This is a genomic window from Hydrogenophaga sp. PML113, from assembly GCF_001777155.1.
Lineage (GTDB): Bacteria > Pseudomonadota > Gammaproteobacteria > Burkholderiales > Burkholderiaceae_C > Hydrogenophaga > Hydrogenophaga borbori.
The window spans coordinates 1-22,156 of the sequence record NZ_MIYM01000016.1; the positions used below are offsets into that span (position 1 = coordinate 1).

At 70.2% G+C, this 22,156-nt stretch carries 24 protein-coding genes; 11 read left to right on the plus strand and 13 right to left on the minus strand.

Annotated features, from left to right (window positions below; translation table 11 throughout):
- The 6 genes from BHU06_RS20260 to BHU06_RS20285 form a co-directional block, all read right to left on the minus strand.
- Positions 1–272 (minus strand): AMP-binding protein (locus BHU06_RS20260; protein ID WP_139147145.1); only part of this gene is annotated, 272 nt, incomplete at its 3' end.
- A gap of 12 nt (positions 273–284) precedes the next feature.
- Positions 285–611 carry a hypothetical protein gene (locus BHU06_RS20265; protein ID WP_139147146.1) on the minus strand — a complete coding sequence of 109 codons (327 nt, stop codon included), beginning with the start codon at positions 609–611 and terminating at the stop codon, positions 285–287.
- A complete protein-coding gene (gene meaB, locus BHU06_RS22890; protein ID WP_204744152.1) occupies positions 608–1,801 on the minus strand; it encodes a methylmalonyl Co-A mutase-associated GTPase MeaB in 1,194 nt (397 codons plus the stop codon). The genes BHU06_RS20265 and meaB overlap by 4 nt, the downstream gene beginning before the upstream one ends.
- A 5-nt stretch (positions 1,802–1,806) precedes the next feature.
- Positions 1,807–3,489, minus strand: a complete 1,683-nt coding sequence (locus BHU06_RS20275) for a methylmalonyl-CoA mutase (protein ID WP_070401042.1) — start codon at positions 3,487–3,489, stop codon at positions 1,807–1,809.
- On the minus strand, positions 3,486–3,908 hold the full coding sequence (locus BHU06_RS20280; RefSeq protein ID WP_070401043.1) for a cobalamin B12-binding domain-containing protein: 423 nt from the start codon (positions 3,906–3,908) through the stop codon (positions 3,486–3,488). The genes BHU06_RS20275 and BHU06_RS20280 overlap by 4 nt, the downstream gene beginning before the upstream one ends.
- The gene (locus tag BHU06_RS20285) at positions 3,889–4,494 is read right to left on the minus strand and encodes a TetR/AcrR family transcriptional regulator (RefSeq protein ID WP_070401044.1); all 606 of its coding nucleotides are present in this window, start codon (positions 4,492–4,494) and stop codon (positions 3,889–3,891) included. Before BHU06_RS20285 ends, BHU06_RS20280 begins: the two co-directional genes overlap by 20 nt.
- 200 nt (positions 4,495–4,694) lie before the next feature.
- On the opposite strand from BHU06_RS20285, the gene BHU06_RS20290 reads away from it, so the two are divergent.
- The 4 genes from BHU06_RS20290 to BHU06_RS20305 all read left to right on the plus strand — a co-directional run bounded on the left by BHU06_RS20290 (position 4,695) and on the right by BHU06_RS20305 (position 10,573).
- Positions 4,695–5,126: a YciI family protein gene (locus BHU06_RS20290; RefSeq protein WP_070401045.1), complete on the plus strand. Its 432-nt coding sequence runs from the start codon at positions 4,695–4,697 to the stop codon at positions 5,124–5,126.
- A gap of 168 nt (positions 5,127–5,294) precedes the next feature.
- Positions 5,295–6,086, plus strand: coding sequence for a translesion DNA synthesis-associated protein ImuA (gene imuA / locus BHU06_RS20295; RefSeq protein ID WP_070401046.1), 792 nt, complete (start codon positions 5,295–5,297; stop codon positions 6,084–6,086).
- Positions 6,028–7,362, plus strand: a complete 1,335-nt coding sequence (locus BHU06_RS20300) for a DNA polymerase Y family protein (RefSeq protein ID WP_083293345.1) — start codon at positions 6,028–6,030, stop codon at positions 7,360–7,362. Before imuA ends, BHU06_RS20300 begins: the two co-directional genes overlap by 59 nt.
- 58 nt (positions 7,363–7,420) lie before the next feature.
- The gene (locus BHU06_RS20305; RefSeq protein WP_070401047.1) at positions 7,421–10,573 is read left to right on the plus strand and encodes an error-prone DNA polymerase; all 3,153 of its coding nucleotides are present in this window, start codon (positions 7,421–7,423) and stop codon (positions 10,571–10,573) included.
- A gap of 119 nt (positions 10,574–10,692) precedes the next feature.
- Here the strand turns inward: BHU06_RS20305 and BHU06_RS20310 are convergent, their stop codons facing one another.
- The 4 genes from BHU06_RS20310 to BHU06_RS20325 all read right to left on the minus strand — a co-directional run bounded on the left by BHU06_RS20310 (position 10,693) and on the right by BHU06_RS20325 (position 13,904).
- Positions 10,693–12,231 carry an MFS transporter gene (locus tag BHU06_RS20310; RefSeq protein ID WP_070401048.1) on the minus strand — a complete coding sequence of 513 codons (1,539 nt, stop codon included), beginning with the start codon at positions 12,229–12,231 and terminating at the stop codon, positions 10,693–10,695.
- On the minus strand, positions 12,224–12,577 hold the full coding sequence (locus BHU06_RS20315; protein ID WP_070401049.1) for a DUF1428 domain-containing protein: 354 nt from the start codon (positions 12,575–12,577) through the stop codon (positions 12,224–12,226). Before BHU06_RS20315 ends, BHU06_RS20310 begins: the two co-directional genes overlap by 8 nt.
- On the minus strand, positions 12,574–13,197 hold the full coding sequence (locus BHU06_RS20320; RefSeq protein WP_070401050.1) for a TetR/AcrR family transcriptional regulator: 624 nt from the start codon (positions 13,195–13,197) through the stop codon (positions 12,574–12,576). Before BHU06_RS20320 ends, BHU06_RS20315 begins: the two co-directional genes overlap by 4 nt.
- 125 nt (positions 13,198–13,322) lie before the next feature.
- Positions 13,323–13,904 carry a TetR/AcrR family transcriptional regulator gene (locus BHU06_RS20325; protein ID WP_070401051.1) on the minus strand — a complete coding sequence of 194 codons (582 nt, stop codon included), beginning with the start codon at positions 13,902–13,904 and terminating at the stop codon, positions 13,323–13,325.
- 97 nt (positions 13,905–14,001) lie between these two features.
- Between BHU06_RS20325 and BHU06_RS20330 the strand changes: the two genes are divergently transcribed.
- A complete protein-coding gene (locus tag BHU06_RS20330; RefSeq protein WP_070401052.1) occupies positions 14,002–14,424 on the plus strand; it encodes a VOC family protein in 423 nt (140 codons plus the stop codon).
- A gap of 3 nt (positions 14,425–14,427) precedes the next feature.
- Here BHU06_RS20330 and BHU06_RS20335 read toward each other — a convergent pair whose 3' ends face one another.
- On the minus strand, positions 14,428–15,147 hold the full coding sequence (locus BHU06_RS20335; protein ID WP_070401053.1) for an MgtC/SapB family protein: 720 nt from the start codon (positions 15,145–15,147) through the stop codon (positions 14,428–14,430).
- A 74-nt stretch (positions 15,148–15,221) separates the two neighbouring features.
- On the minus strand, positions 15,222–16,016 hold the full coding sequence (locus BHU06_RS20340; RefSeq protein WP_070401054.1) for an IclR family transcriptional regulator: 795 nt from the start codon (positions 16,014–16,016) through the stop codon (positions 15,222–15,224).
- Positions 16,017–16,170: 154 nt separating this feature from the next.
- Here BHU06_RS20340 and BHU06_RS20345 point away from each other — a divergent pair, with 154 nt between their 5' ends.
- Genes BHU06_RS20345 through BHU06_RS20365 form a run of 5 tightly spaced genes read left to right on the plus strand, consistent with a single transcriptional unit; the run spans position 16,171 to position 20,321 of the window.
- A complete protein-coding gene (locus tag BHU06_RS20345; RefSeq protein ID WP_070401055.1) occupies positions 16,171–16,623 on the plus strand; it encodes a type II 3-dehydroquinate dehydratase in 453 nt (150 codons plus the stop codon).
- A 45-nt stretch (positions 16,624–16,668) separates the two neighbouring features.
- Complete coding sequence (gene dctP, locus BHU06_RS20350; RefSeq protein WP_070401056.1) at positions 16,669–17,658, plus strand: TRAP transporter substrate-binding protein DctP; 990 nt, start codon at positions 16,669–16,671, stop codon at positions 17,656–17,658.
- A complete protein-coding gene (locus BHU06_RS20355) occupies positions 17,658–18,143 on the plus strand; it encodes a TRAP transporter small permease (protein WP_070401057.1) in 486 nt (161 codons plus the stop codon). Before dctP ends, BHU06_RS20355 begins: the two co-directional genes overlap by 1 nt.
- Positions 18,140–19,441 (plus strand): TRAP transporter large permease, encoded by a 1,302-nt coding sequence (locus BHU06_RS20360; protein WP_070401058.1) that lies wholly within the window; start codon positions 18,140–18,142, stop codon positions 19,439–19,441. Before BHU06_RS20355 ends, BHU06_RS20360 begins: the two co-directional genes overlap by 4 nt.
- A gap of 19 nt (positions 19,442–19,460) precedes the next feature.
- Positions 19,461–20,321, plus strand: coding sequence for a shikimate dehydrogenase (locus BHU06_RS20365; RefSeq protein WP_070401059.1), 861 nt, complete (start codon positions 19,461–19,463; stop codon positions 20,319–20,321).
- Here BHU06_RS20365 and BHU06_RS20370 read toward each other — a convergent pair.
- Complete coding sequence (locus BHU06_RS20370) at positions 20,234–21,259, minus strand: LysR family transcriptional regulator (RefSeq protein ID WP_083293346.1); 1,026 nt, start codon at positions 21,257–21,259, stop codon at positions 20,234–20,236. The genes BHU06_RS20365 and BHU06_RS20370 overlap by 88 nt on opposite strands.
- Before the next feature lie 108 nt (positions 21,260–21,367).
- On the opposite strand from BHU06_RS20370, the gene BHU06_RS20375 reads away from it, so the two are divergent.
- Positions 21,368–22,138 carry an SDR family NAD(P)-dependent oxidoreductase gene (locus BHU06_RS20375; protein WP_139147147.1) on the plus strand — a complete coding sequence of 257 codons (771 nt, stop codon included), beginning with the start codon at positions 21,368–21,370 and terminating at the stop codon, positions 22,136–22,138.
- Positions 22,139–22,156 lie beyond the last annotated feature (18 nt).

Here is a 22,156-nt window from a genome sequence, read left to right on the forward strand (position 1 = left end):
GCGTCCTGGTACAGCGGCACCGCGATCGCCCCCAGCGACTGCGCCGCCAGCATCGTCGCGTACAGCCTCGGCCGGTTCGCCCCTATCACCACCAGGTGCTCCCCACGCCTCAAGCCCGCCTCGTGCAAACCACACGCCAGACACCTCACCAGCCGCAGCATCTCGCCCCAGCTCGTCGTCTGCCAGATCCCGTACGCCTTCTCTCGCATCGCGGGTCGGTTGGGGTATCGGGCGGCCTGCCGTTTCAGTTGGCGGGGGAAAGTGGTGTCCACGGAATGGCTTTCTCAGAGAGGGACGTGTTGTCGGCGCGCGGCCAGGAAGCGGTCCTTGAGCAGGCGGTCGTTGGAGCCCGCCACCACGCCTTCGCCATAGGACCAGTGCTCGAGGCTCAGCGGAGCCCCCAGGCTCGCGGCCTCGCACAGGCGCTGCACGGCCAGGCGGCCGTGGCCGAAGCGCATGCTGCGTTCCAGCAGGTCGAGCGCGATGCGCCGGCCCTGCTCGCGCTGCACGGGCGAGGCGCCGGGCGCGGCGCCGCGGCGGGCCTGGCGCTTGAGCGTGCGCAACTGCTGGCGCCCGCCACGCGCGGGCGGCGAAGGCGGCGACGGTCTCATGCCGGTCCGTCCCCGGCCACCTCGACCGGCTTGTCGATCACGTACACCACGCCATTGAGCAGCGCGACGTGCGCGTCGTCGCGCGCGCGCGAAACCCGCACCTGGTAGGTGCCGATCTTTCGCGAGCGCGCCACCTCGGTGGCGTGCGCGATCAGCCACTCGCCCTCTTCCACCGCGGTGGAGATGCTCATCTGGGAGTCGACCAGCGTGGCGATGCTGCCGTAGGTGTTGCAGGCCAGGCCGAGCGCCATGTCGCCAAGCGAGAAGATCGCGCCACCGTGGCACCGCTTGTTGAAGTTGATGTGCATGCGCTGCACGCGCATGCGCAGCTTCACTTCACCGGGCGCGGCGTACAACAACTGCATGCCCATGGCCTGGCCGAAGCCGTCGGCGCCCAGACAGCGCGTCACCAGGGCTCGGGCCTGCTGCGCGCCACCGGGGGCGTGGCGCAGGCCGCGCTGCGGTCGCTGCTCCAGCCATTCCACCAGCGCGTCCATGCCCTCGCCCGACGGCGCAGACACCTTCGTCACCACCGGCGTCCAGTCGGCGTGGCGGCGCAGGCCGATCATGGCGTTCAGGTCCGACTCGGTGCGGCGCGCGTCGGGCAGGTCGGCCTTGGTGACGACAAAGATGTCGGCGATTTCAAGCACGCCGGCCTTGATCGCCTGCACGTCGTCGCCCAGGCCCGGCGGGCAGGCCACGACGCGCGTGTCGGCGTAGCGCGTGATCTCCACCTCGGACTGGCCCGCGCCCACCGTCTCGACGATCACCACGTCGAAGCCGGCGGCGTCGAAGACGTCGATCACGTCGCCGGCCGCGGCGGCCAGGCCACCCAGGTGGCCGCGCGAGGCGAGCGAACGGATGAAGACGCCCTCGTCGGACTGGCGCTCGCCCATGCGGATGCGGTCGCCCAGCACGGCACCGCCGGTGAAGGGGCTGGACGGATCGACCGCCACCACGGCCACGGTGCGGCCGCGCTGGCGCAGGCCCACGATGAGCGCGGACACCAGCGTGGACTTGCCCGCGCCCGGTGGCCCGGTGACGCCGATGACGTGCGCGCGGCCCGTGCGCCCGGCCACCGCCTGGCGCACGTCGTGCGCGCGCTCGTCGTTGCTTTCCAGGCTGCTGATGGCCCGCGCGAGGGTCAGGCGGTCGCCGCAGGCGATGCGTTCGCTGAGGGTATTGATCAAGGCGATCACACCATCGTCAAGGGTTGACCGAAGCCGAGTTCCTTGCGCAGCGTGCCGCAGATCTCGCCGTGGGTGGCACCGGCCTCGGCCGCCCGGACCACGTGCTCGAACACGTTCTGCTCGCGGTCGTTGGCCGAGCGCGCGAGCGCGGCGATGGCCTTGTCGACCTCGGCGTTCGAGCGGTTTTTCTTGTAGGCGCCGAGGCGTTCCACGTAGGCGCGCATGCGCTCGGGCGCCGGGTACTCGAGCGAGGGGTAGGTGGCCGGGTCTTCCTCGACCTGGTAGGCGTTGACGCCCACGATGGTCTGCTCGCCCGTGTCGACCCGCTTCTGGAACGCCAGCGCGGACTCGCCGATCATCTGCTGCACGATGCCCTTCTCGACCGCCTGGTACATGCCACCGGCCTCGTCGATCATGTCGATGATGGCGTTGATGCGCTGCTCCATCTGGTCGGTGAGCGACTCGATGTAGTACGAGCCACCCAGCGGGTCGATCACGTCGGTGAGGTGGGCCTCCTCGCGCAGGATGTTCTGCGTGGCCACGGCGATGCGCGCGGCCTCGGTCTTGGGCGTGGACAGCACCTCGTCGTAGGCGTCGGTGTGCAGCGACTGCAGGCCGCCGAAGATGCCCGCCATGGCCTGCGTGGTGACGCGCGCGATGTTGTTGAGCGGCTGCTGGCGCGTGAGGTCCACGCCCGAGGTCTGGCCGTGGAACTTGAAGCGCCAGGAGCGCGGGTCCTTGGCGCCGAAGCGCTCGCGGCACAGGCGAGCCCAGACCCGGCGACCGGCGCGGAACTTGGCCACTTCCTCGAAGAAGCTGATCGAGATGTCGAAGAAGAAGGTGAAGCGCGGCAGGAACTGGTCGGGGTCCATGCCGGCGGCGATGCAGTCCTCGGCGTATTGGATGCCCGAGCACAGCGTGAAGGCCATGGCTTCGGCGGGCGTGGCGCCGGCCTGCTGCATGTGCTGGCCAACGATGGACAGCGGGTTCCAGTGGGGCACCTGCGCGTTGCAGAAGCGGATGTGGTCCACGATGACCCGGCGCGCGCCCTGCAGCGCGAGGCGGAAGAACATGTGGTTGGCCACGAAGTGCGAGATGCAGTCGCTCTGGTTCGAGGTGCCGGTGATGCGCGTCCACGGAATGCCGCGGCGGCGCGCCACCGCCAGCTCGAAGGCCAGCAGGGTGAACGGCGATGGATCGTTCATCGCGGTGGAGATGCTGTCGATGGGCACACCATCGAGCGCGACCTGCATGTCGTCGGCGTTGTTGACCACGGTGCCACAGGTGCCGAGCAGCTCGGCCGGCACCTCGTCGGCGTCGTAGCCGCGGAAGACCGAGTTGCAGGGAATCAGCGACAGCGCCGAGGCGCCCAGGCCCAGGATCTCCTTGACGCGGACGTTGTAATCCTCGGGCACGCCCAGGCCGATGAGCTGGCGCTGCGACCAGCTGCGCCCCCGGTACATGGTGGAGTAGATGCCGCGCGTGAACGGGTACTGGCCGGGATAGCCCAGGCTTTCCGCGTAGGACTCGGTGCGCCGGTCGCTGGGCGTGTACAGCGGCTTGACCGGAATGCCCGATCGGTTGTGCACGGTGGCATCGCCCGGCACCGCCTTGGCGAACTCATCGGCCCAGCGCTGCTCACCTTCGGGCACGGACGCGGCGTGCAGGTGCTTGTCGACGGCGTTCATGCTTGCGCTCCTTGCAGTTCGCGGCGCTTGGTCGTGAGCGCCTTCACGTGCTCGACCACCTCGTCGAGCGAGGTGCCCGGGTGGAACACCCGAGCCACGCCGCTCTCGAGCAACACACCTTCGTCCTTGTGCGGCACGATGCCGCCGACGATCACCTGCACGTCGCCCAGGCCGGCCTCGCGCAGCGCGGCCATGAGCCGGGGCACGATGAGGTGGTCGGTGGCCAGCGAGGAGATGCCGATCACGTCGGCGTCCTCTTCCAGCGCAAGCTTCACCACGGTGGGAATCTCCTGCCACGGCGGCGTGTAGATCACTTCCATGCCCGCGTCGCGCAGGCAGGCCGCGATCACGCGGCTGCCACGGTCGTGGCCATCAAACCCTATCTTGGTGACGATCACCCTAGGCGGACGTTTCAACATCCTGCTTCTCCTTGACCAGCCCCACGAATTTCCGCGCCAGGGCGCGTGGGGTATCGCGTCCTTGGGGGTCGAACCAGAAAGGCGCCCAGTTCAGGGCACCCATGAGCATCAGTCGCATCGAGCGGCGGTCGATGCCGGGCGCCAGGGGCAGGCCGGCGATGGCTTCGCGGAAGTAGCGCTCGTGGTTGCCGCGCAGATCGCGCAGGCGATCGGCGATGCGGGGAATGTCGTCGGGCAGCACGCGGATCAGCACCTGCGCGTAGTCGCTGTCGCGCAGCACGGTCTCCAGGTGGGCGCGGCACAGGGCCTCGAGCCGCTGCCAGGGATCGGCCTCGCGCGCCACGGCGGTGGCGGAGGCGGTTTCAAGCGCCTGCACGCCGGTGGCGTACACGGCCAGCAGCAGCTCGTCCTTCGAAGGGAAGTGGTAGTAGACCGAGCCCGCGAGCATCTTGGCCTCCACCGCGATGTCGCGCATGGACGTACCCGCGTAGCCGTGCAGCGCGAACAACCGCGCGGCTGCGTCGAGCAGATCGGGCAGGCGGTTGTCGGAGCGTGGACCCCGAGAGGTCTTGGTGGCGGCCGGCATATAATAAGCAATCGTTCGTTAGGTTTAAGTGTGATTCCAGATTCGGCCGATGTCAACCGGCCCCCACCCAGGGTTTTCTTGGATCTGCCGTTCATCGGCTTGTGGGCCGCGCCACCGGCCGGGATGTCGATGCCGCGCGGGCTGGGCCGTCGTGGTGATGCAATGCCCTATTGCGATCACTCAACACACAGGAGAACCCCATGCGATTCATCGTGATGGTCAAGGCCACGGCCGACAGCGAAGCGGGCGTGATGCCCACCGAACAGGAACTGGCCGAGATGGGCCGCTTCAACGAAGAACTGGTGAAGGCCGGCGTGATGGTCTCGGGCGAAGGCTTGCACCCGAGTTCGCAGGGCGCGCGCGTGCGCTTCTCGGGCCAGCAGCGCAGCGTGATCGACGGCCCCTTCGCCGAGACCAAGGAGCTCGTCGCCGGCTTCTGGATCTGGCAATGCGCCTCGCTGCAAGAAGCCATCGACTGGGTCAAGCGCTGCCCCAACCCCATGCGCGGCGAATCGGAGATCGAGATCCGCCGCGTCTTCGAGGCCGAGGACTTCGGCGAGGCCTTCACGCCCGAGCTGCGTGAGCAGGAGGAGCGGCTGCGCGAACAGCTGATCGCGCAGCACAAGCGCTGAGACAGCGGGTCCGTCTCCTGGCCGAGGGGACGCAAGCCCTTGGCCCCACGCAGCGCCTGGTGAGGTGCGTGCGGGCAGGCGCCCGGGCGCCAGCCATCGGTTCATCGCCTGAATCCTTCAGGCAAGCATCACATGTGATACTGTACATAAATACAGTATCTAGATGCCATGCTCTCCCCCTCGGCCGAGCCTTCGGCCCTCCCCCCGTCCGCGGCGCCCTGGCCGCGCCGCGTGGCCGACGCCCTCTGGCGCGGCCATGAAATCGGCGCGCCGCTGGCGCGCGTGCACCCCTCGGGCTGGGACGCGCTGGACCGCGAGCTGCCCGGCGGCGGCTGGCCCTGCCGCGCGCTCACCGAGGTCTTGCAGGCCCGCGCCGGCGCCCATGAGTGGCGCCTGCTCGCGCCCTGCCTGCCGCGCCTGGCCAGCGCAGGGCGCAGCCTGGCCCTGGTGGGACCGCCCTGGGTGCCGCATGGGCCAGGGCTGCAGCAGCTGGGACTGCCGGCGCGCCAGCTGATCTGGGTGCAAGCCGACAGCGAGGCCGAGCGCCTGTGGGCGAGCGAGCAACTCATCCGCGCCAACGCCTGCGGCGCGCTGCTGGCCTGGCTGCCGCAGGCCAGCCCCGAGGCCCTGCGCCGCCTGCAGGTGAGCGCGCAAGGCAACGACGGCCTGGTGCTGCTGTTTCGCCCGCAGGCCGCGCGGCACCAGGCCTCGCCCGCGCCGCTGCGCCTGCTGGTGCAGCACAGCCCCGACTGGGCCCTGCGCGTGCGCCTGCTCAAGCGCCGCGGCCCGCCGCACGACAGCGAATTGCGCCTGCCCTCGGTGCCGGGCGCGCTGGACGCCCTGCTCACCCCGCGTCTGCGCGCGCTGGGCCGACGGACCCCTGAAAACGAGGAGGCCGCCGATGTGGTGGGCCGCACTGATCCTTCCCGAAGCGAGCGGCGGCAGCGGCAGCGCGCCTGAAGCGCCAGGGTGGCGCCTCGCCGAACTGGGCACCTGGGCCTTGCAGTTCACGCCGCGGGTGGCCCTGGTCGAGGGCGCCACGCTCATGGAACTGGAGGCCAGCCAACGCCTGTTCGGCGGCCAGGCGGCGCTGCGCGAGCGCGTGCGCGAGGCGGCCGCGGCCGAGTTCGGCATCCACCGCATCGGCTGGGCCCCGACCGGCCTGGCCGCGCTGGCCTTCGCGCGCGCGGGTGTCGAGGGCGTCGACCCTGGTGTACCGCTGGCGCGCGCGCTGGACCGCTTGCCGATGGACACGCTTGGGGCCGTGGCCCCGCACCGCGGCACGCTCGCGCGCCTGGGCTGCCGCACGCTGGGCGACCTGCGCCGCCTGCCGCGCGCGGGCCTCGGCCGACGCTTCGACGCCGCGCTGCTGGAGGCGCTGGACCAAGCCCATGGCCAACGCCCCGAGACGCACGGCTGGCTCGCGCCCCCCGAGACCTTTCGCGCGCGGCTGGAAATGATGTCGCGCGTGGAAGACGCGCCCTCGCTCATGCACGGCGCGCACCGCCTGCTGCTGCGCCTGGGCGGCTGGCTGGGCGCGCGGCACCGCGGCGTCACGGCCTTCGCGCTGCGCTGGGCGCACGACACCCTGCGCGCGCGCGCCGCGGGCGAAGGCGGCGAACTGGTGCTGCGCACGCGCACGCCCACGCGCCGCGTCGAGCACCTGGCGCGCCTGCTCGCCGAACACCTGGCGCGCACCGAATTGCTGGCGCCGGTGGGTGAGCTGGAACTGGAGGCCCTGGACACGCAGCCGCTGGCGCCGCCCAGCGCCTCGCTCCTGCCCGACGACGGCGCGAGCGACGCCGCGCTGGACGACACCCTGGAGCGCCTCGCGGCGCGGCTGGGCGCGGCGCGCGTGCTGCGGCCCGTGCCGCTGGACGACCACCGGCTCGAGCACATGCAGCGCTGGCAGCCTGTGGGCGAGCCCCTGCCGCGCGCCCGTCCCGCGCCCTGCGCCGCCGACCGCACGCCGCAGCCGAGCTGGGTGCTGCCCCAGCCCTTGCGGCTGCCGGTGCGTGACCACCGGCCCGTGTACCGCGAAACGCTGCAACTCATCGCCGGGCCACACCGCGTGGAAGGCGGCTGGTGGGACCGCGCGCCCGACGGCATCCAGCACCGCCACGCGCAGCGCGACTACTTCGTCGCGTTCGACGCTCGGGCCGGCGTGCTCTGGGTGTTCCAGGAACGCCTGGCCGACGAGGGCGGCGCCTGGTACCTGCACGGGGTGTTTGCATGAACCCCGCTCGGCCGCCCGAAGGGGTTCGCACCGCGGTGCGCGGCACGGAAGTTTCCGAATGAACACGCCCGCACTGCCCGCCTACGCCGAGCTGCACTGCCTCAGCAACTTCACCTTTCTGCGCGGCGCCAGCCACCCCAAGGAACTGGTGCGGCGCGCGGTGCAACTGGGCTATGCCGCGCTGGCCATCGCCGACGAATGCTCCATGGCCGGCGTGGTGCGCGCGCACGTGGAGGCCAAGGCGCGCGGCCTGCCGCTGATCATCGGCGCGCAGTTCCGCGTGGACGACGCGCCCTTCACACTGGTCGCGTTGGCGCAGAACCGAAACGGCTATGGCAACCTGTGCGAGCTGATCTCGCGGCTGCGCCGCGCCAGCCCGACCAAAGGCGAGTACCGCCTGCGCCTGGCCGACATCGACCCCACGGCGCTGGCCGATTGCCTGGTGCTCGCCGCGCCCGAGCGCGGCACGCCGCTGCCGCGCCTGATCGAACTGGCGCGCTGGCTGCTCACCGGCTTCAGCGGGCGCTGCTGGTTCGCGGTCACGCTGCTGCGCCAGCTCGACGACGAGGCCTGGCTCGCGCGCCTGCGCGAAGCCGGCGAACTCAGCGCCATCCCGCTGGTGGCCACGGGCGACGTGCTGATGCACCGGCGCTCGCGCCAGGCCCTGCAGGACGTGCTCAGCGCCACGCGCCTGGGCCGGCCGCTCACCGACTGCGGCCAACAGCTGCAGCCCAACGCCGAGCGCCACCTGCGCTCGCGGCTGCGCCTGTCCACCACCTACCCGTCCGATCTGTTGGCCGAAACCTTGCGCGTGGCCGAGCGCTGCGCCTTCTCGCTCGACGAGCTGCGCTACCAGTACCCGGCCGAGGTGGTGCCCCAAGGGCGAACGCCCGCGTCCTACCTGCGCGAACTCACGGAACGGGGCGCGGCGCGGCGCTGGCCCGCGGGCACGCCCGACAAGGTGCGCGCGCAGATCGAACACGAACTCGCGCTCATCGCCGAGCTGCGCTACGAGCACTACTTCCTCACCGTGGCCGACATCGTGCGCTTCGCGCGCGGGGAAAAGATCCTGTGCCAGGGCCGCGGCAGCGCGGCCAACTCGGTGGTCTGCTACTGCCTGGGCGTGACCGAGGTCGATCCGCAGCGCCAGACCGTGCTGTTCGAACGCTTCCTCAGCAAGGAGCGCAACGAGCCGCCCGACATCGACGTCGACTTCGAGCACGAGCGGCGCGAGGAGGTGATCCAGTACCTCTACCGCAAGTACGGTCGCGAGCGCGCCGCGCTCACCGCCACCGTCATCACCTACCACCGGCGCAGCGCCATCCGCGACGTGGGCAAGGCCCTGGGTTTCGACGCCGAGGCGATCGACCGCCTGGCCAAGGAGCAGCAGTGGTTCGACGGCCGGACGCCTTCGGCCGAGCGCCTGCTGGCCGTGGGACTGCGGCCCGACGACCTGGCCGTGCGCCAGCTCATCGACCTGGTCGGCGTGCTCACGGGCGAGGCCTCCGACCAAGAGGAGGACAAGGCGGGCGACGTGTTCACGGGCTTTCCGCGCCACCTCTCGCAGCACGTAGGCGGCTTCGTGCTCACGCAGGACCCGCTCACGCGCCTGGTGCCGGTGGAGAACGCGGCCATGGAAGGCCGCACCGTGATCGAGTGGGACAAGGACGACCTCGACGCCCTGGGCCTGCTCAAGGTGGACGTGCTCGCGCTGGGCATGCTCACCGCGCTGCGCAAGGCCCTGGTCTTCATCGGCCAGCAACGCGGCCGGCCCTTCGCGCTGCAGGACATCCCCGACGGCGACGATCCCACCTACGACATGATCTGCGAGGCCGACACCATCGGCGTGTTCCAGATCGAATCGCGCGCGCAGCAGAGCATGCTGCCGCGCCTGCGCCCCCGCACCTTCTACGACCTGGTGATCGAGGTCGCCATCGTGCGGCCCGGCCCCATCCAGGGCGGCATGGTGCACCCCTACCTGAACCGGCGGCAGGGCAAGGAGCCGGTGCACTTCGAGAAAGACGAACTCAAGCCCGCGCTCGAGCGCACCCTGGGCGTGCCCGTGTTCCAGGAGCAGGTGATGCAGCTGGCCATCATCGCCGCCGGCTTCACGCCCGGCGAAGCCGACGAGCTGCGCCGCGCCATGGCCGCGTGGAAGCGCAAGGGCGGCCTGCACAAGTACCACGAGAAGATCGTCAAGGGCATGACCGGCAACGGCTACTCGGCCGAGTTCGCCGAGCGCATCTACCAGCAGATCCACGGCTTCTCGGACTACGGCTTTCCCGAGAGCCACGCCGCGAGCTTCGCGCTGCTGGTCTACGCCTCCTGCTGGATCAAATGCCACCACCCGGCCGCCTTCCTGGCCGCGATGCTCAACAGCCAACCGCTGGGCTTCTACACGCCCAGCCAGCTGGTGCAGGACGCGCAGCGCCATGGCGTGGAGGTGCGCCCGGTGGACGTGTGCCACAGCGACCGGGACTGCACGCTGGAAGACCTGCCGCGCGAACCCGTGGTGCGCCTGGGCCTGAACCGGGTGGGCGGCCTGTCGCGCGCGGCGGCGGACCGCATCGCCGCCGCGCGCCGCGACGCGCCTTTCCAGGACGCCGAAGACCTCGCGCGGCGCGCGGGCCTGGACCGGCGCGAGCTGCAGGCCTTGGCCGCGGCCGACGCGCTGATCGGCCTGTCCGGCCACCGGCGCCTGCAGATGTGGGACGCGGCGGGCCATCGCGCGCCGCCCGCGCTGCTGCGCCAGGCACCCGTGCACGAGGCGCCCATCGAACTGCCGCCCGCACCTGAGGGCGAGGCCATTGTCTGGGACTACGCGGCCACGCGCCTGACGCTGCGCCGCCACCCGCTGGCCTTGCTGCGGCCGCAGCTGCGCGCGCGGCGCCTGATGACGGCCGAGGAACTCAAGGCCCTACCCGACAAGCGCTTCGCGCGCGCCTGCGGCATCGTCACCGTGCGCCAGCAGCCACAGACGGCCAACGGCACCATCTTCGTTTCGCTGGAGGACGAGACCGGCGCGGTGCAGGTGATCGTCTGGCGCCACGTGCGCGAGCGCCAGCGCGCCGAGCTGCTGCACGCGCGGCTGCTCGCGGTGCACGGCGTGTGGCAGCGCGAGGGCCCGCTGTGCAACCTGATCGCGGGACGGCTGGAAGACCTCACCCCGCTGCTCGGCCGGCTGGCGACCGAAAGCCGGGACTTCCACTGATTCGATTTCGGGACCTTGTCCTGTTTGACTTCGTCCGGATTTTTTTCATTTACGCCCCGTTCATCCAACGCACCGGCGGCGCGATTGCTTGTTCCCGCGCCCCGCCTGAGCGACGTGCTTCAGCCCGGCGCCGCCACCGCCGGGCGCCGCATCAGCAGCAGCGCCGTCGTCAGGCAGGCCAAGGCGATCACCGCCGCGCCGGCCAGCGTGACCAGGTGCAGCGACTCCACGAAAGCGCCGCGCGCCAGCGCGGCGAACAGCGGCCCGTCCGATCCGCCCAGCGCCTTGGCCGCGTGCAGCGCGCCCGCCAGCGTGTCGCGCGCCGCGTCGGCGGCCGGGGCGGGCAAGGCCGACGGCATCGCCGCGCCCACGCGCGCCTGGTACCAGGCCACGCCCAGGCTGCCCAGCAAGGCCACGCCCAACGCGCCGCTCAGCTCGGATGCGGTCTCCGACAGCGCCGAGGCCGCGCCCGCGCGCTCGGGCGGTGCCGAGGTGATGATGATCTCGTTGCCCAGCGTGAACACCGGCGCCATGCCCAGGCTCATGATCACCGTGCCCGCCACCAGCCAAGGCAGGCCCGTGCCGGTGTCCACCATCAGCAGCATCAGGAAACCGATCGCCGCCGCCACCTGGCCGCCGACAAGGATGCGCACCGGCGCGAACCAGCTCGCCAGGCGCGGCGCGCCCAGCGAACCGACCACGAAGGCCAGCGCCCAGGGCAAGGTGACCAGGCCCGCGCTCAGCGGGTCGAGCGCGCGCACCACCTGCAGGTACTGCGTGATGAAGATGTAGATGCCGAACATGGCCAGGCAGGACAGCGCGTAGGCCGACAGCGCGGCGGCGAAGCGCGGCTGGCGGAACAGCGCGATGTCGAGCAGCGGGTGCGCCAGGCGCGACTGGCGGCGCACGAACACCCAGCCCAGGGCCACGCCCGCCAGCAGCGGCAGCAGCCCGGCCGCCACCAGGCCATCGGTAGCGATGGTCTTGATGCCGTAGACCGCCGCCAGCACCGCGGCCAAGGACAGCAAGGCGCTCGCCAGGTCGAGCGGGCCGGCCTCGGGGTCGCGAAACTCGGGCAGCAGCAGCGGGCCCAGCACCAGCAGCAGCACCATCACCGGCACCGCCACCAGGAAGACCGCGCCCCAGTGGAACCACTGCAGCAGCGCGCCGCCCACCAGCGGGCCGATGGCCGCGCCCATGGAGAAGCTCGCGATCCACACCCCGATGGCGAAACGGCGCTGCTCCTCGTCGTGGAACATGTTCCGGATCAGCGACATGGTGGACGGCGCGAGCGTGGCACCGGCCACGCCCAGCAGGGCCCGCATGGCGATCAGCATCTCGGCGCTGGTCGAGTAGGCGGCCATCAGCGAGGCCAGGCCGAAGGCGGCGGCACCGATCAGCAGCAGCTTGCGCCGGCCGATGCGATCGCCCAGGTTGCCCATGGTGATGAGGAAGCCCGCCACCAGGAAACTGTAGATATCGACCATCCACAGCAACTGCGCGGCGCTGGGCCGCAGCTCGGCGCTGAGCACGGGCAGCGCGAGGTTGAGCACGGTCATGTCCATGGCATAGACCATGCAGGGCAGAGCGATCACCGCCAATCCCAACCATTCGCGGCTGGTGGCCTTGGCGGGCGCGGATGAAGTGTGTTCAGACATCGAGGATCACCTTGAAGCCCCCATAGATCAAGCGTTTGCCATCAAACGGCATGGGGGCGCGGTCGGGTTGCATGCGGGGGTCGGCCATGACCTTTTCCCAGGCGGCGTCGCGCACCTCGCGCGAGGGCCAGACGATCCAGGAGAAGACCACCACCTCGTCTTTTTCGAGCTTCACCGCCATCGGCATGGAGGTGAGCTTGCCCTCGGGCACCTCGTCGGCCCAGGTTTCGACGACGCGCGTGGCGCCGTGCTCCTTGAAGACCGCCGCAGCCTCCTTGCAGTGCTTCAGGTAGGCCTCGCGGTTGGCGGTGGGAACAGGGGCCATGAATCCATCGACGTAGCTCATTTCACTGTCTCCTTGGTGGGGCTGGGAAGGAATTGCAGTTCGAGGTGGCGGCGCAGCACGCGCAGGCACTCGACCGCGGGCTCGATCGACTGGCGCGCCTTGACGAGCAGCAAGGCGCCCTGAATGACGGCCTGCACATACAAACCCAGGGCTTCGGCGCTCCAGCGCGCACGCGGCGCGTATTGGCGCTTGGCCGCCACAGCCATCTCGGTCACCAGGTCTGCGTTGGCCGTGATGTGGCGCTCGCAAACCTCCCGCAGGACGGGGTGCGTGATGTGCACTTCCTGCACCAGGGTGCCGAGCACGCAGGTGATCTCGGCGATCTCGCCCTGCAGCAACTCGATGCGAAAGTCCACATAGCCCAGCAGGCGCTGCAAGGGGTCGGTCTTGTCCATGTAGCCGGCGTGGCGGAACAGCTCGTCGGCCTGTTCGCCGAAGCGCTGCGCGGCGGCGGCGAACACGTCTTCCTTGGTCTTGAAGTGGTGGAAGAACGCGCCCTTGGTGAGGGCCGTGGCGGCGCACAGCTCGTCCACCGTGGTGGCGGCGTAACCCTTGGTGCGAACCAGGGTCATGGCCGCTTCGAGCAGCCGGTCGCGGGAGCTGGGCGCGGGGGTGGCCATGGCAATTTCCGGGGGTTGATGGGAAGGGGGCGAAGACTACCGACCAGTTGGTATGTTCGTCAAGCGACGGGCCGTGGCATCCGGCAAACGGCGAGCCTGGCGCGCGCAGCGCGCCTGGCGGACCGTCACACCGCGTGCGCGGCCCACAGGGCGCGCACCGCGCGCCGCCATTCGCGCGGCGGCACCGGCGCCTCGGGCGCGTTCACGCGCAGCGCCAGCGCGTTGAGCGCGCCATTCATCATGGCCACCGCCAGTTCCAGGCGGCAGTCAAGGCGGATCGCCCCGGCCGCGATCGCGGCCTGCATGCCCTCGGCAAGCGAGGCCTGGCTCAGGCGGTCGTCCAGCGCCTGCCAGCGGGCCCAGCCCAGCACCGTGGGCGCGTCGATCATGAGGATGCGGCGCGCCTCGGGCTCCGAGGTCTTCTCGATCCAGCGGATGGAGCCCTGCACCAAGGCGTCCAGCGGGTCGCGCCGCGCGTCGGCCGCCCGCTCCACGGCGGGCACGATGTCTTCGCACACCGCCAGGCACACCGCCTCGAACAGCGCGGCCTTGTCGGCGAAGTGGTGGTACATCGCGCCGCGCGCCACGCCGGCCTCCTGCAGCACCGCCTCGGTGGCGGTGCCGGCGTAGCCCTGCTCGCCAAACATGCGGCGGGCCACGGCGATGAGGCGTGCGCGGGTGGCGCTGGCGCGTTCGGCGTTCTTCATGGGCGCTCCTTTTCGATCATCCAGATCATTGACAGACAGTCTGTCGGTATCTTACATTGAATAAACCGACTGTCTGTCTATTCTTAAGGAGATATCCATGACCCATCTGGCCCGCTACCAGGATCGCTACCCCATCGTCGTGACGCCGGACATCCGCGCCTGCCAGGCCTTCTGGGAGCGGCGCCTGGGCTGGCAATGCGGCTTCGCCAGCAGCTGGTTCGTGTGGCTGTGCGCCGAGGACGGCAGCGCCTCGCTGGCCTTCATGGCGCCCGACCACCCCTCGGCCCCGCCCGGGCCCGAAACCTTCAGCGGCCAGGGGCTGTGCTTCGAATTGCAGGTGGCCGACGCGGCCGCCGCGCACGCGGATTTCCTGGCGCGCGGCGGTGTGGCGGGCCTGTCCTTGCGCGACGAGGCCTTCGGCCAGCGCCGCTTCGGCTTTCGCGACCCCTCGGGCCTGTGGGTGGACGTGGTCGAGCAGATCGAGCCGCAGGCCGGCTTCTGGGACCGCTACAGGGTCTGAGGCTCAGTCGCCCGTGGGCGACAGGCGGAACTGCTCCACCACCTTCTGCGTGCCCAAGGTGCGCGCCAGCGCCCCCAGGTTCTTCGCCCGCATGGTGCGCAGCATCATGCGGTACTCGAAGGCGTCGCCCTCCTCCAGCCGGTAGCTCAGGTTGGCGATGGTGAAGCCGTGCGCCTTGAGCAGCTGGCGCAGGTCGGCCTCGGGCATGGCCTTGAAGCGGTCGAAGCGCACATTGAGCTGGGCGTAGATGTGCGTCGGCACCACGCGTTCGACGCGGTGCAGCAGCACCAATGTCGCCAGCGTCAGCACCGTGGCGAGCACCGCCGGGAAGTAGAAGCCGATGCCCATGAGCACGCCGATGGAGGCGGTCATCCAGATGGACGCCGCGGTGGTGAGGCCGCGCACCGTGAGCCCCTCCTTGAAGATCACGCCCGCGCCCAGGAAACCGATGCCGGTCATGATGCCCTGGGCCATGCGCGTGGGGTCCATGGTCACGTTGCCCTTGCTGTCCTGCTCGAACCAGACCCCCTGGTACAGCGTCACCAGCATCAGCAGGCTGGAGGCCAGGCACACCAGGGTGTGGGTGCGAAAGCCCGCGGGCCGGCCATGGAAGCTGCGCTCCAGGCCGATCAGGCCGCCGGCCACCATGGCGAAGAGCAGGTGCCGCGCGATTTCCTTGTAGAGCGCCAGGGTCTCGGGATCGGGCAGTTTCAACGGGTCCATCGCGGTTCCTCCTGCCCCATGCTACGCCGAGGCCCGCGAAGCCCCGCGGCGTGAAATCCCTTAGCGCCGCGGGCTCACCCCTTGCCCAGGGGTGGCCGTCCGAAGAGGCTGGACGCGTTGCTGATCGGCCCCAACTCGGCGGCCGCGGCCAGCAGCGAGGGCGCCAGCTCCTGCATGCGCGCCACGCCCAGGCGCGTGCGCGGCCCCGCGATGCTGATGACGCCAATGGCCTCGTGGCGACGCATCACCGGCGCGGCCATCGCGCTCATGCCCGGCGCGAACACCTCGTCGATCATGGCGTAGCCCCGCACGCGGGCCGCGTGCAGGAAGCCCAACATCGCCTTGACCGTTGTCGGCGCCTTGGGGCCGTAGTCCTTGGGTTGCCCGAAGCCCTGTCGCGTCACCAGCTCCAGCGCTCGCTCGTCGCTGAGCGTGTGCAGCCAGGCATGGCCCGAGGCCGAGCAAGACAGCCACACGTCCGCGCCCATGTCGGGGTCGTAGCGCACGCCTTGCTGGCGCACGCCCTGGGCCTTGGCCACGAAGGTCAGGCGGTCGTCGTCCACCAGGGACAGGCGCACCAGCTCGCCCGACTGCTGCGCCAGCCGCTCCAGCAGGGGCCCGGCGATATCGACGATGCCGCCGTGGCTGAGGTAGCCAAGGCCAATGGAGACCACCTTGGTGGTGAGCTGGTAGTCGCCCTGCTTGCGCTTCTGGCGCACATAACCGCGCTGCTGCAGATCGGCCAGCAGGCGATGGCAGGCGCTCAGCGGAATGTCCAGCTCCTCGGCCATGAGGGCCAGGGGCAGGCCGTCGGGGTGGCGCGACAGGTGCTCGAGCAGCGAGAGGCCGCGGTCCAGGGCAAGGTTCATGTCTCGAGGATTTTGTTATGCGGAAGCCGTTTCCAGCCTGGAAAGTGTTTCCTGTGGCGGCACAAAAATCGTCTCACCGCCAAGCGACAACAGGAGACGACTGTAGGCCAGGCGCCCTTGGCGGCCAAGCCCGCCGCCACATTCCCGCCCCACCATGACCGCCACCGTCCACATCCTCAACGGCCCCAACCTGAACCTGCTGGGCGTGCGCGAGCCGCATCTCTACGGCCACACCACCCTGGCCCAGGTGCGGGACCGATGCCTGGCCCTGTCCGCCGAACTCGGCCTGCGCTGCGTGTTCCGACAGTCCAACCACGAAGGCGTGCTCGTGGACTGGGTTCAGGAAGCGCGCGCCGAGGGGGCGGCCGTGGTCATCAACCCGGCCGGCTTGTCCTTCCGCTCCATTCCGCTGCTGGACGCGCTCAAGATGCTCGATCAGCCCGTGATCGAGGTCCACATCACCAACATCCACCGCCGCGAGGCGCCGTACAGAGACTCGCTCACCTCGCTGGCCAGCACCGGCGTGATCTGCGGGCTGGGACCCATCGGCTACGAGCTCGCGCTGCACGCGGTGGCGCAGCGACTGCGCGCGGCCACCACCGCCTGACACGCTTTCCTTCACAACAACCGCCATTCCCTGGAGACAAGCACCATGAACCGCACCATCGATCGTCGCTCCCTCCTCTGCGCCGGCGCCGGCCTGGCCGCTGGGGCGCTGCTGCCCGGGCAGGCCCGCGCGCAAACCAAGCTGCGTTTCGCCGCGGTGTTCTCGGACACCGACATTCGCGCCGAGATGATCAAGCGCCTGGGCGCCGACATCGCGCCCGACCACAGCATCGAGGCCCACCTCAACTCCACGCTGTTTCGCCAGGGCACGGAGCTGGTCGCCCTGCAGCGCGACAACCTGGAGATGGGCAACATCGCGCCGCAGGACATCTCCAAGCAGGTGCCGGCCTGGTCGGTTCTGACCTCAGCCTACCTGTTCCGCGACGCCAACCACCTCAACGCCTTCTTCGCCAGTGAACTGGGCGCGCAGATGAAGAAGCAGGTGGAGGACCAGCTCAAGGTGAAGATCCTGGGCCCCACCTTCTTCGGCACGCGCCACGTGGGCCTGCGCGGCAAGAAGAAGGTCAATGTGCCGGCCGACCTGGCCGGCGTGAAACTGCGCATGCCCGCCGGCGACGCGTGGCAGCTGCTGGGCCGCTCGCTCGGCGCCAACCCCACGCCACTGGCCTACGCCGAGACCTACACCGGCCTGCAGACCGGCACCGTGGACGGCCAGGACAACCCGCTGCCCAACGTGCAGAACATGAAGTTCTACGAGGTCATGGGCCAGATCGTGCTGACCTCGCACCTGGTGGCCTTCGATCTGCTCACCATGAATCTCAAGGCCTGGCAGGCCATGCCGGCGGACAAGCAGAAGGCCTTCCAGGCGGCGGTCGACAAGGCCATCACCTGGAGCGCCAACGAGCACGTCAAGCGCGAGGCCGAGCTGGCCGAGGGCTTCAAGCGCCAGGGGCTGGACGTGTACGTGCCCAACATCACCGCTTTCCGCGAGCACGCGCAGAAGATCTACCTGGCCTCCGACGAAGCGAAGGCCTGGGCCCCGGGGATCATCGACAAGATCGCCGCGGTCAAGTGATGCGCCTGCTCGCGCGGGCGGCCGAGGCCGTGGCCGCCCTCCTTCTCGGCGTGATCTTCCTCGCCTTCATCCTGCAGATCGCGCTGCGCTACCTGTTCGATCTGCCGGTGGGCTGGACGGCCGAAATCTCGCTCGTCGCCTGGCTCTGGCTGATCCTGTGGGGCGCGGCCTTCGTGCTCAGGGACGAGGAGGAAATCCGTATCGACCTGCTCAAGGCGCTGTTCGGCCCGCGCGGGCAGCGCGTGCTGGCGTCCATCGGTTCCATCGCCACCGTCGCGCTGTTCGCACTGGCCATGCCCGCCACCTGGGACTACGTGAGCTTCATGAAGGTGGAGAGCAGCTCATACCTGAAGATCCGCTTCGACTGGCTGTACTCGATCTACCTCGTGTTCGCCGCCGCCGTCATCGCGCGCCACCTGTGGCTGATCGTGAACGCCCTGCGCGGACGCTCGTCGGCCGACCCCACGCACATAGGTTCCCTGTGAATCCGACGAGTCCGTTCTCATTGGCCGTGGCGGCCATCGTCCTGCTGAGCCTGCTGGGCGTGCCGATCGGCCAGGCCATGATCGGCGCGTCCATCCTGTACCTCTGGCTCAAAGGCATGGACATGGGCAGCGCGGCCGAGCAGCTGCTCAACAGCACCTACTCCAGCTACCTGCTGCTGGCCATTCCGCTGTTCATCCTGGCCGCCAGCTTCATGAGCTCGGGCAGCGTGCTCGACCGACTGCTGCGCTGGTGCAACGCGCTGGTGGGTCGCTTTCCCGGCGGCCTGGCCCAGGTCAATGTGCTGCAAAGCGTGGTGTTCGCCAGCATGTCGGGCTCGGCCCTGGCCGACGCCGCCGGCTCGGGCAAGCTCATGCAGGCCATGATGACGCGCGATGGCCGCTACCCGCCCGCCTTCGCGGCCGCGCTCACCGCCGTCTCGGCGGTCATCGGGCCCATCCTGCCGCCGTCGATTCCGCTGGTGTTGTACGCGCTGGTCTCGGGCACCTCCATCGGCTACCTCTTCCTGGCCGGCGTGCTGCCCGGGCTCTTGTTGGGTGCGGTGCAGATGGCGCTGATCCACTACCTGGCCAAGCGCCACCGCTTCCCGGTGGAAGACGCCGTGCCGATGCGCGAGCTGCCGGGCATCACGCGCGAGGCCCTGCCCGCGCTGATGATGCCCGTGCTGCTGCTGGGTTGCCTCTACAGCGGCATCACCACGCCCACCGAAGCCGCCGGCGTGGCCGCCGCCTACGCGCTGCTCATCTCGGCCTTCTACTACCGCAGCCTGGGCCTGCGCGACGTCTACCAGTCGCTGCAGCAGAGCGCGCGCACCAGCGTCTCCATCGGCATCCTCATCGCGGGCGCCACGGTGTTCAACTTCGTCATCACCTCGGAGAACATCCCCGCCTCGCTGAGCGCGATGATGCGCGGGCTGGAGCTGTCGCCCTTCACCTTCCTGCTGCTCGCCAACCTGCTGCTGCTCGTGCTGGGCGCCTTCCTCGAAGGCTCGACCATCATCCTGGTGATCCTGCCCGTGCTGTTGCCCACGGCCGTGGCGCTGGGCGTGGACCCGGTGCACTTCGGCGTGGTGGCCGTGCTCAACATCATGATCGGCCTGGTCACGCCGCCGTACGGCCTGCTGCTGTTCATGATGACCAAGATCGCCGACGTTTCGCTGGGCGCGCTGGTGCGCGCCACCCTGCCCTTCCTGGGCGTGATGGTGATCGCGCTGGCCATCACCACCTTCTGGCCCGACTTCGTGCTCTTGCTGCCGCGGCTGGCGGGCTACACGGGTTGAACCCGCGAGGGTGCCGCGCATGACCGTGCCCCGCATCGACGGCCACACCCGGGTGATCGCCCACCTCGGCCACCCCACGCACAGCTTCAAGGCGCCGCTCATCTACAACCCCTGGTTCGCGGCCAGCGGCACCAACGCGGTGGTGGTTCCCATCGACTGCCCGGCCGGCGCGCTCGACTCGCTGCTGCCGCCGCTGATGGCCGCGCCCAATGTGCTGGGCGCGCTCATCACCATGCCGCACAAGGTGGGCGTGGTGGCGCTGCTCGACGAGGTCTCGCGCACCGCGCGCGTGGCCGGCGCCTGCAATGCCGTGAAGCGCGCGGCCGACGGCCGCCTCATCGGCGACCTGTTCGATGGCGAGGGCTTCGTGCGCGGCGTGCAGCGCAAGGGCCTCGTGCTCAAGGGCGCCAGCGCGCTGGTGGTGGGCAGCGGCGGCGTGGGCTCGGCCATCGCCGCCTCGCTGGCGGCGGCCGGTGTGGCGCATTTGGCGCTGTTCGACACGAACGGCACGGCCAGCGAAACCCTGAGCCAGCGCCTGCGCGCGGCCTATCCCTTGCTGCAGATCAGCACCGGCAAAAGCGACCCGGCGGGCCTCGATCTCGTGGTCAACGCCACGCCACTGGGCATGGCGCCCGGCGATCCGCTGCCACTGGACGTGGACCGACTCGACGCGCGCACCTTCGTTGGCGAGGTGGTGATGCGCGAGCGCGTCACCGCTTTCCTGTCGGCCGCGCAGGCGCGCGGCTGCCGCGTGCAGGTGGGCACCGACATGCTCTTCGAGCAGATCCCCGCCTACCTCGAATTCTTCGGCCTGCCCGTGGCCACGCCCGAACGTCTGCGCGAGCTCGCGGCGCTCGATGGGCCGCCCGCCGCCCCCTGAGCGTCACCACCGCCGCGCGCGAGCGGGGCGCGCTGAGGCACCACCAGCGGCCCCATCACCCCGGCGATCCACTGCATGAACACCTGCACGCGCCGCGGCAGGTGCCGCCGGTGCGCGTACAGCAGGTTCACCGGCAGCGGCGCGGGCCGGTGGCGCGGCAGCAGCTCCACCAGCTCGCCGGCGCGCAGACGATCGGCCACGCCCCAGCGCGGCACCTGCACGATGCCCAGGCCCGCGAGGCAGGCGCCCATGTAGGCCTCGGAGTTGTCCACGGTGAGCGCGCCCGCCATGGTGACGCGGCGCGCCTGGCCACTGGCGTCAAGGTATTCGAAACCCGGCGAGCGCGCGCCCAGCGTGCCCACGTAGTGCACCAGCCGGTGCGCCGCGAGCTGTTCCAGCCGCGTGGGCTTGCCATGGGCGCGCACATAGGTCGCGCTCGCCACGGTGACCAGCTCGCAGCCGCCGAGGGGGCGCGCCACCAGGCTGGAATCCCCCGGCGGCCCGACGCGCAGCACGCAGTCGAAGCCTTCGCGCACCAGGTCCACGCGGCGGTCGGTGCTGCTCAGCTCCAGCTCGAGCCCTGGGTGCGCGGCCAGGAATTCGGGCAGGCGCGGCAACACCATCTGGCGCGCCACGCCCAGCGGCAGGTCCACGCGCAAGCGGCCCCGCAGCACGGCGCCTTCGGACTGGAACAGGGTGCGCAGGTCCTCCACGTCGTCCAGCAGGTCGCGGCAGCGCTCGAGAAACAGCTGGCCGTCCTGCGTGACCGCCACGCGACGCGTGGTGCGTTGCAGCAACCGCGTGCCCAGCATCGCCTCGAGCCGCTGCACGGCCGAGGACACGCTGGCCTTGGGCAAGCCCAGGCCAGCGGCCGCCTGCGTGAAGCTGCCCAGCTCGGCCACGCGGGCGTAGATCTTCATGGCGTCCAGGGTGTTCATGGGCCTATTTGTTTTGAAATTTAGAACAGATTGAACAGATGTAGACAGTTTATTCATCTTATTCTGATCAATAGACTGGCTACATCCCCCTTTTCTCAGGAGCCCACCATGAACGCGCCGATCCCGAACCCCATTGCCCTCATCACCGGTGGCAGCCGCGGCCTGGGCCGCAACACCGCGCTCAAGCTCGCCGCGCGCGGCGTGGACGTGGTCTTCACCTACCGCAGCCGCGCCGACGAGGCGAAGGCGGTACTCGCCGACATCGAGCGCCTAGGCGCGCGCGCCGTGGCGCTGCCGCTGGACGTGGGCGACAGCCGCGGCTTTCCCGCCTTCGCGCGGGCGGTGCGCGAGCGGCTGGCCAGCGTCTGGGCGCGCGAGCGCTTCGACTACCTGGTGAACAACGCCGGCATCGGCATCCACGCGCCCTTCACCGAGACGACCGAGGCGCAGTTCGACGAGCTGATGAACATCCACCTCAAGGGCAGCTTCTTCCTGACGCAGGCGCTGCTGCCCCTGATCGCCGACGGCGGGCGCATCGTCAACCTCTCCAGCGGGCTGGCGCGCTTCGCGTTGCCGGGCCATGCGGCCTACGCCGCCATGAAGGGCGGTGTCGAGGTGCTGACGCGCTACCTGGCCAAGGAACTCGGGCCACGCGGCATCGCGGTGAACGTGGTGGCGCCGGGCGCCATCGAAACCGACTTCGGCGGCGGCGCGGTGCGCGACAACGCGGGCCTCAACCAGTTCATCGCCGCGCAGACCGCGCTGGGCCGCGTGGGCCAGGCCGACGACATCGGCGACGCCATCTCCACGCTGCTGCTGCCGCAAAACCGGTGGATCAACGCCCAGCGCATCGAAGTCTCGGGCGGCATGTTCCTCTGAACCGGTGCCCGGGCGCGG

Bases quoted from the DNA above. Each gene is read 5' to 3' on its own strand.
- BHU06_RS20265 (WP_139147146.1), bottom strand. From the start codon at position 611: ATGAGACCGTCGCCGCCTTCGCCGCCCGCGCGTGGCGGGCGCCAGCAG.
- BHU06_RS20275 (WP_070401042.1), bottom strand. From the start codon at position 3,489: ATGAACGCCGTCGACAAGCACCTGCACGCCGCGTCCGTGCCCGAAGGT.
- BHU06_RS20280 (WP_070401043.1), bottom strand. From the start codon at position 3,908: ATGTTGAAACGTCCGCCTAGGGTGATCGTCACCAAGATAGGGTTTGAT.
- BHU06_RS20285 (WP_070401044.1), bottom strand. From the start codon at position 4,494: ATGCCGGCCGCCACCAAGACCTCTCGGGGTCCACGCTCCGACAACCGC.
- BHU06_RS20290 (WP_070401045.1), top strand. From the start codon at position 4,695: ATGCGATTCATCGTGATGGTCAAGGCCACGGCCGACAGCGAAGCGGGC.
- imuA (WP_070401046.1), top strand. From the start codon at position 5,295: ATGCTCTCCCCCTCGGCCGAGCCTTCGGCCCTCCCCCCGTCCGCGGCG.
- BHU06_RS20300 (WP_083293345.1), top strand. From the start codon at position 6,028: ATGTGGTGGGCCGCACTGATCCTTCCCGAAGCGAGCGGCGGCAGCGGC.
- BHU06_RS20305 (WP_070401047.1), top strand. From the start codon at position 7,421: ATGAACACGCCCGCACTGCCCGCCTACGCCGAGCTGCACTGCCTCAGC.
- BHU06_RS20310 (WP_070401048.1), bottom strand. From the start codon at position 12,231: ATGTCTGAACACACTTCATCCGCGCCCGCCAAGGCCACCAGCCGCGAA.
- BHU06_RS20315 (WP_070401049.1), bottom strand. From the start codon at position 12,577: ATGAGCTACGTCGATGGATTCATGGCCCCTGTTCCCACCGCCAACCGC.
- BHU06_RS20320 (WP_070401050.1), bottom strand. From the start codon at position 13,197: ATGGCCACCCCCGCGCCCAGCTCCCGCGACCGGCTGCTCGAAGCGGCC.
- BHU06_RS20325 (WP_070401051.1), bottom strand. From the start codon at position 13,904: ATGAAGAACGCCGAACGCGCCAGCGCCACCCGCGCACGCCTCATCGCC.
- BHU06_RS20330 (WP_070401052.1), top strand. From the start codon at position 14,002: ATGACCCATCTGGCCCGCTACCAGGATCGCTACCCCATCGTCGTGACG.
- BHU06_RS20335 (WP_070401053.1), bottom strand. From the start codon at position 15,147: ATGGACCCGTTGAAACTGCCCGATCCCGAGACCCTGGCGCTCTACAAG.
- BHU06_RS20340 (WP_070401054.1), bottom strand. From the start codon at position 16,016: ATGAACCTTGCCCTGGACCGCGGCCTCTCGCTGCTCGAGCACCTGTCG.
- BHU06_RS20345 (WP_070401055.1), top strand. From the start codon at position 16,171: ATGACCGCCACCGTCCACATCCTCAACGGCCCCAACCTGAACCTGCTG.
- dctP (WP_070401056.1), top strand. From the start codon at position 16,669: ATGAACCGCACCATCGATCGTCGCTCCCTCCTCTGCGCCGGCGCCGGC.
- BHU06_RS20355 (WP_070401057.1), top strand. From the start codon at position 17,658: ATGCGCCTGCTCGCGCGGGCGGCCGAGGCCGTGGCCGCCCTCCTTCTC.
- BHU06_RS20365 (WP_070401059.1), top strand. From the start codon at position 19,461: ATGACCGTGCCCCGCATCGACGGCCACACCCGGGTGATCGCCCACCTC.
- BHU06_RS20370 (WP_083293346.1), bottom strand. From the start codon at position 21,259: ATGAACACCCTGGACGCCATGAAGATCTACGCCCGCGTGGCCGAGCTG.
- BHU06_RS20375 (WP_139147147.1), top strand. From the start codon at position 21,368: ATGAACGCGCCGATCCCGAACCCCATTGCCCTCATCACCGGTGGCAGC.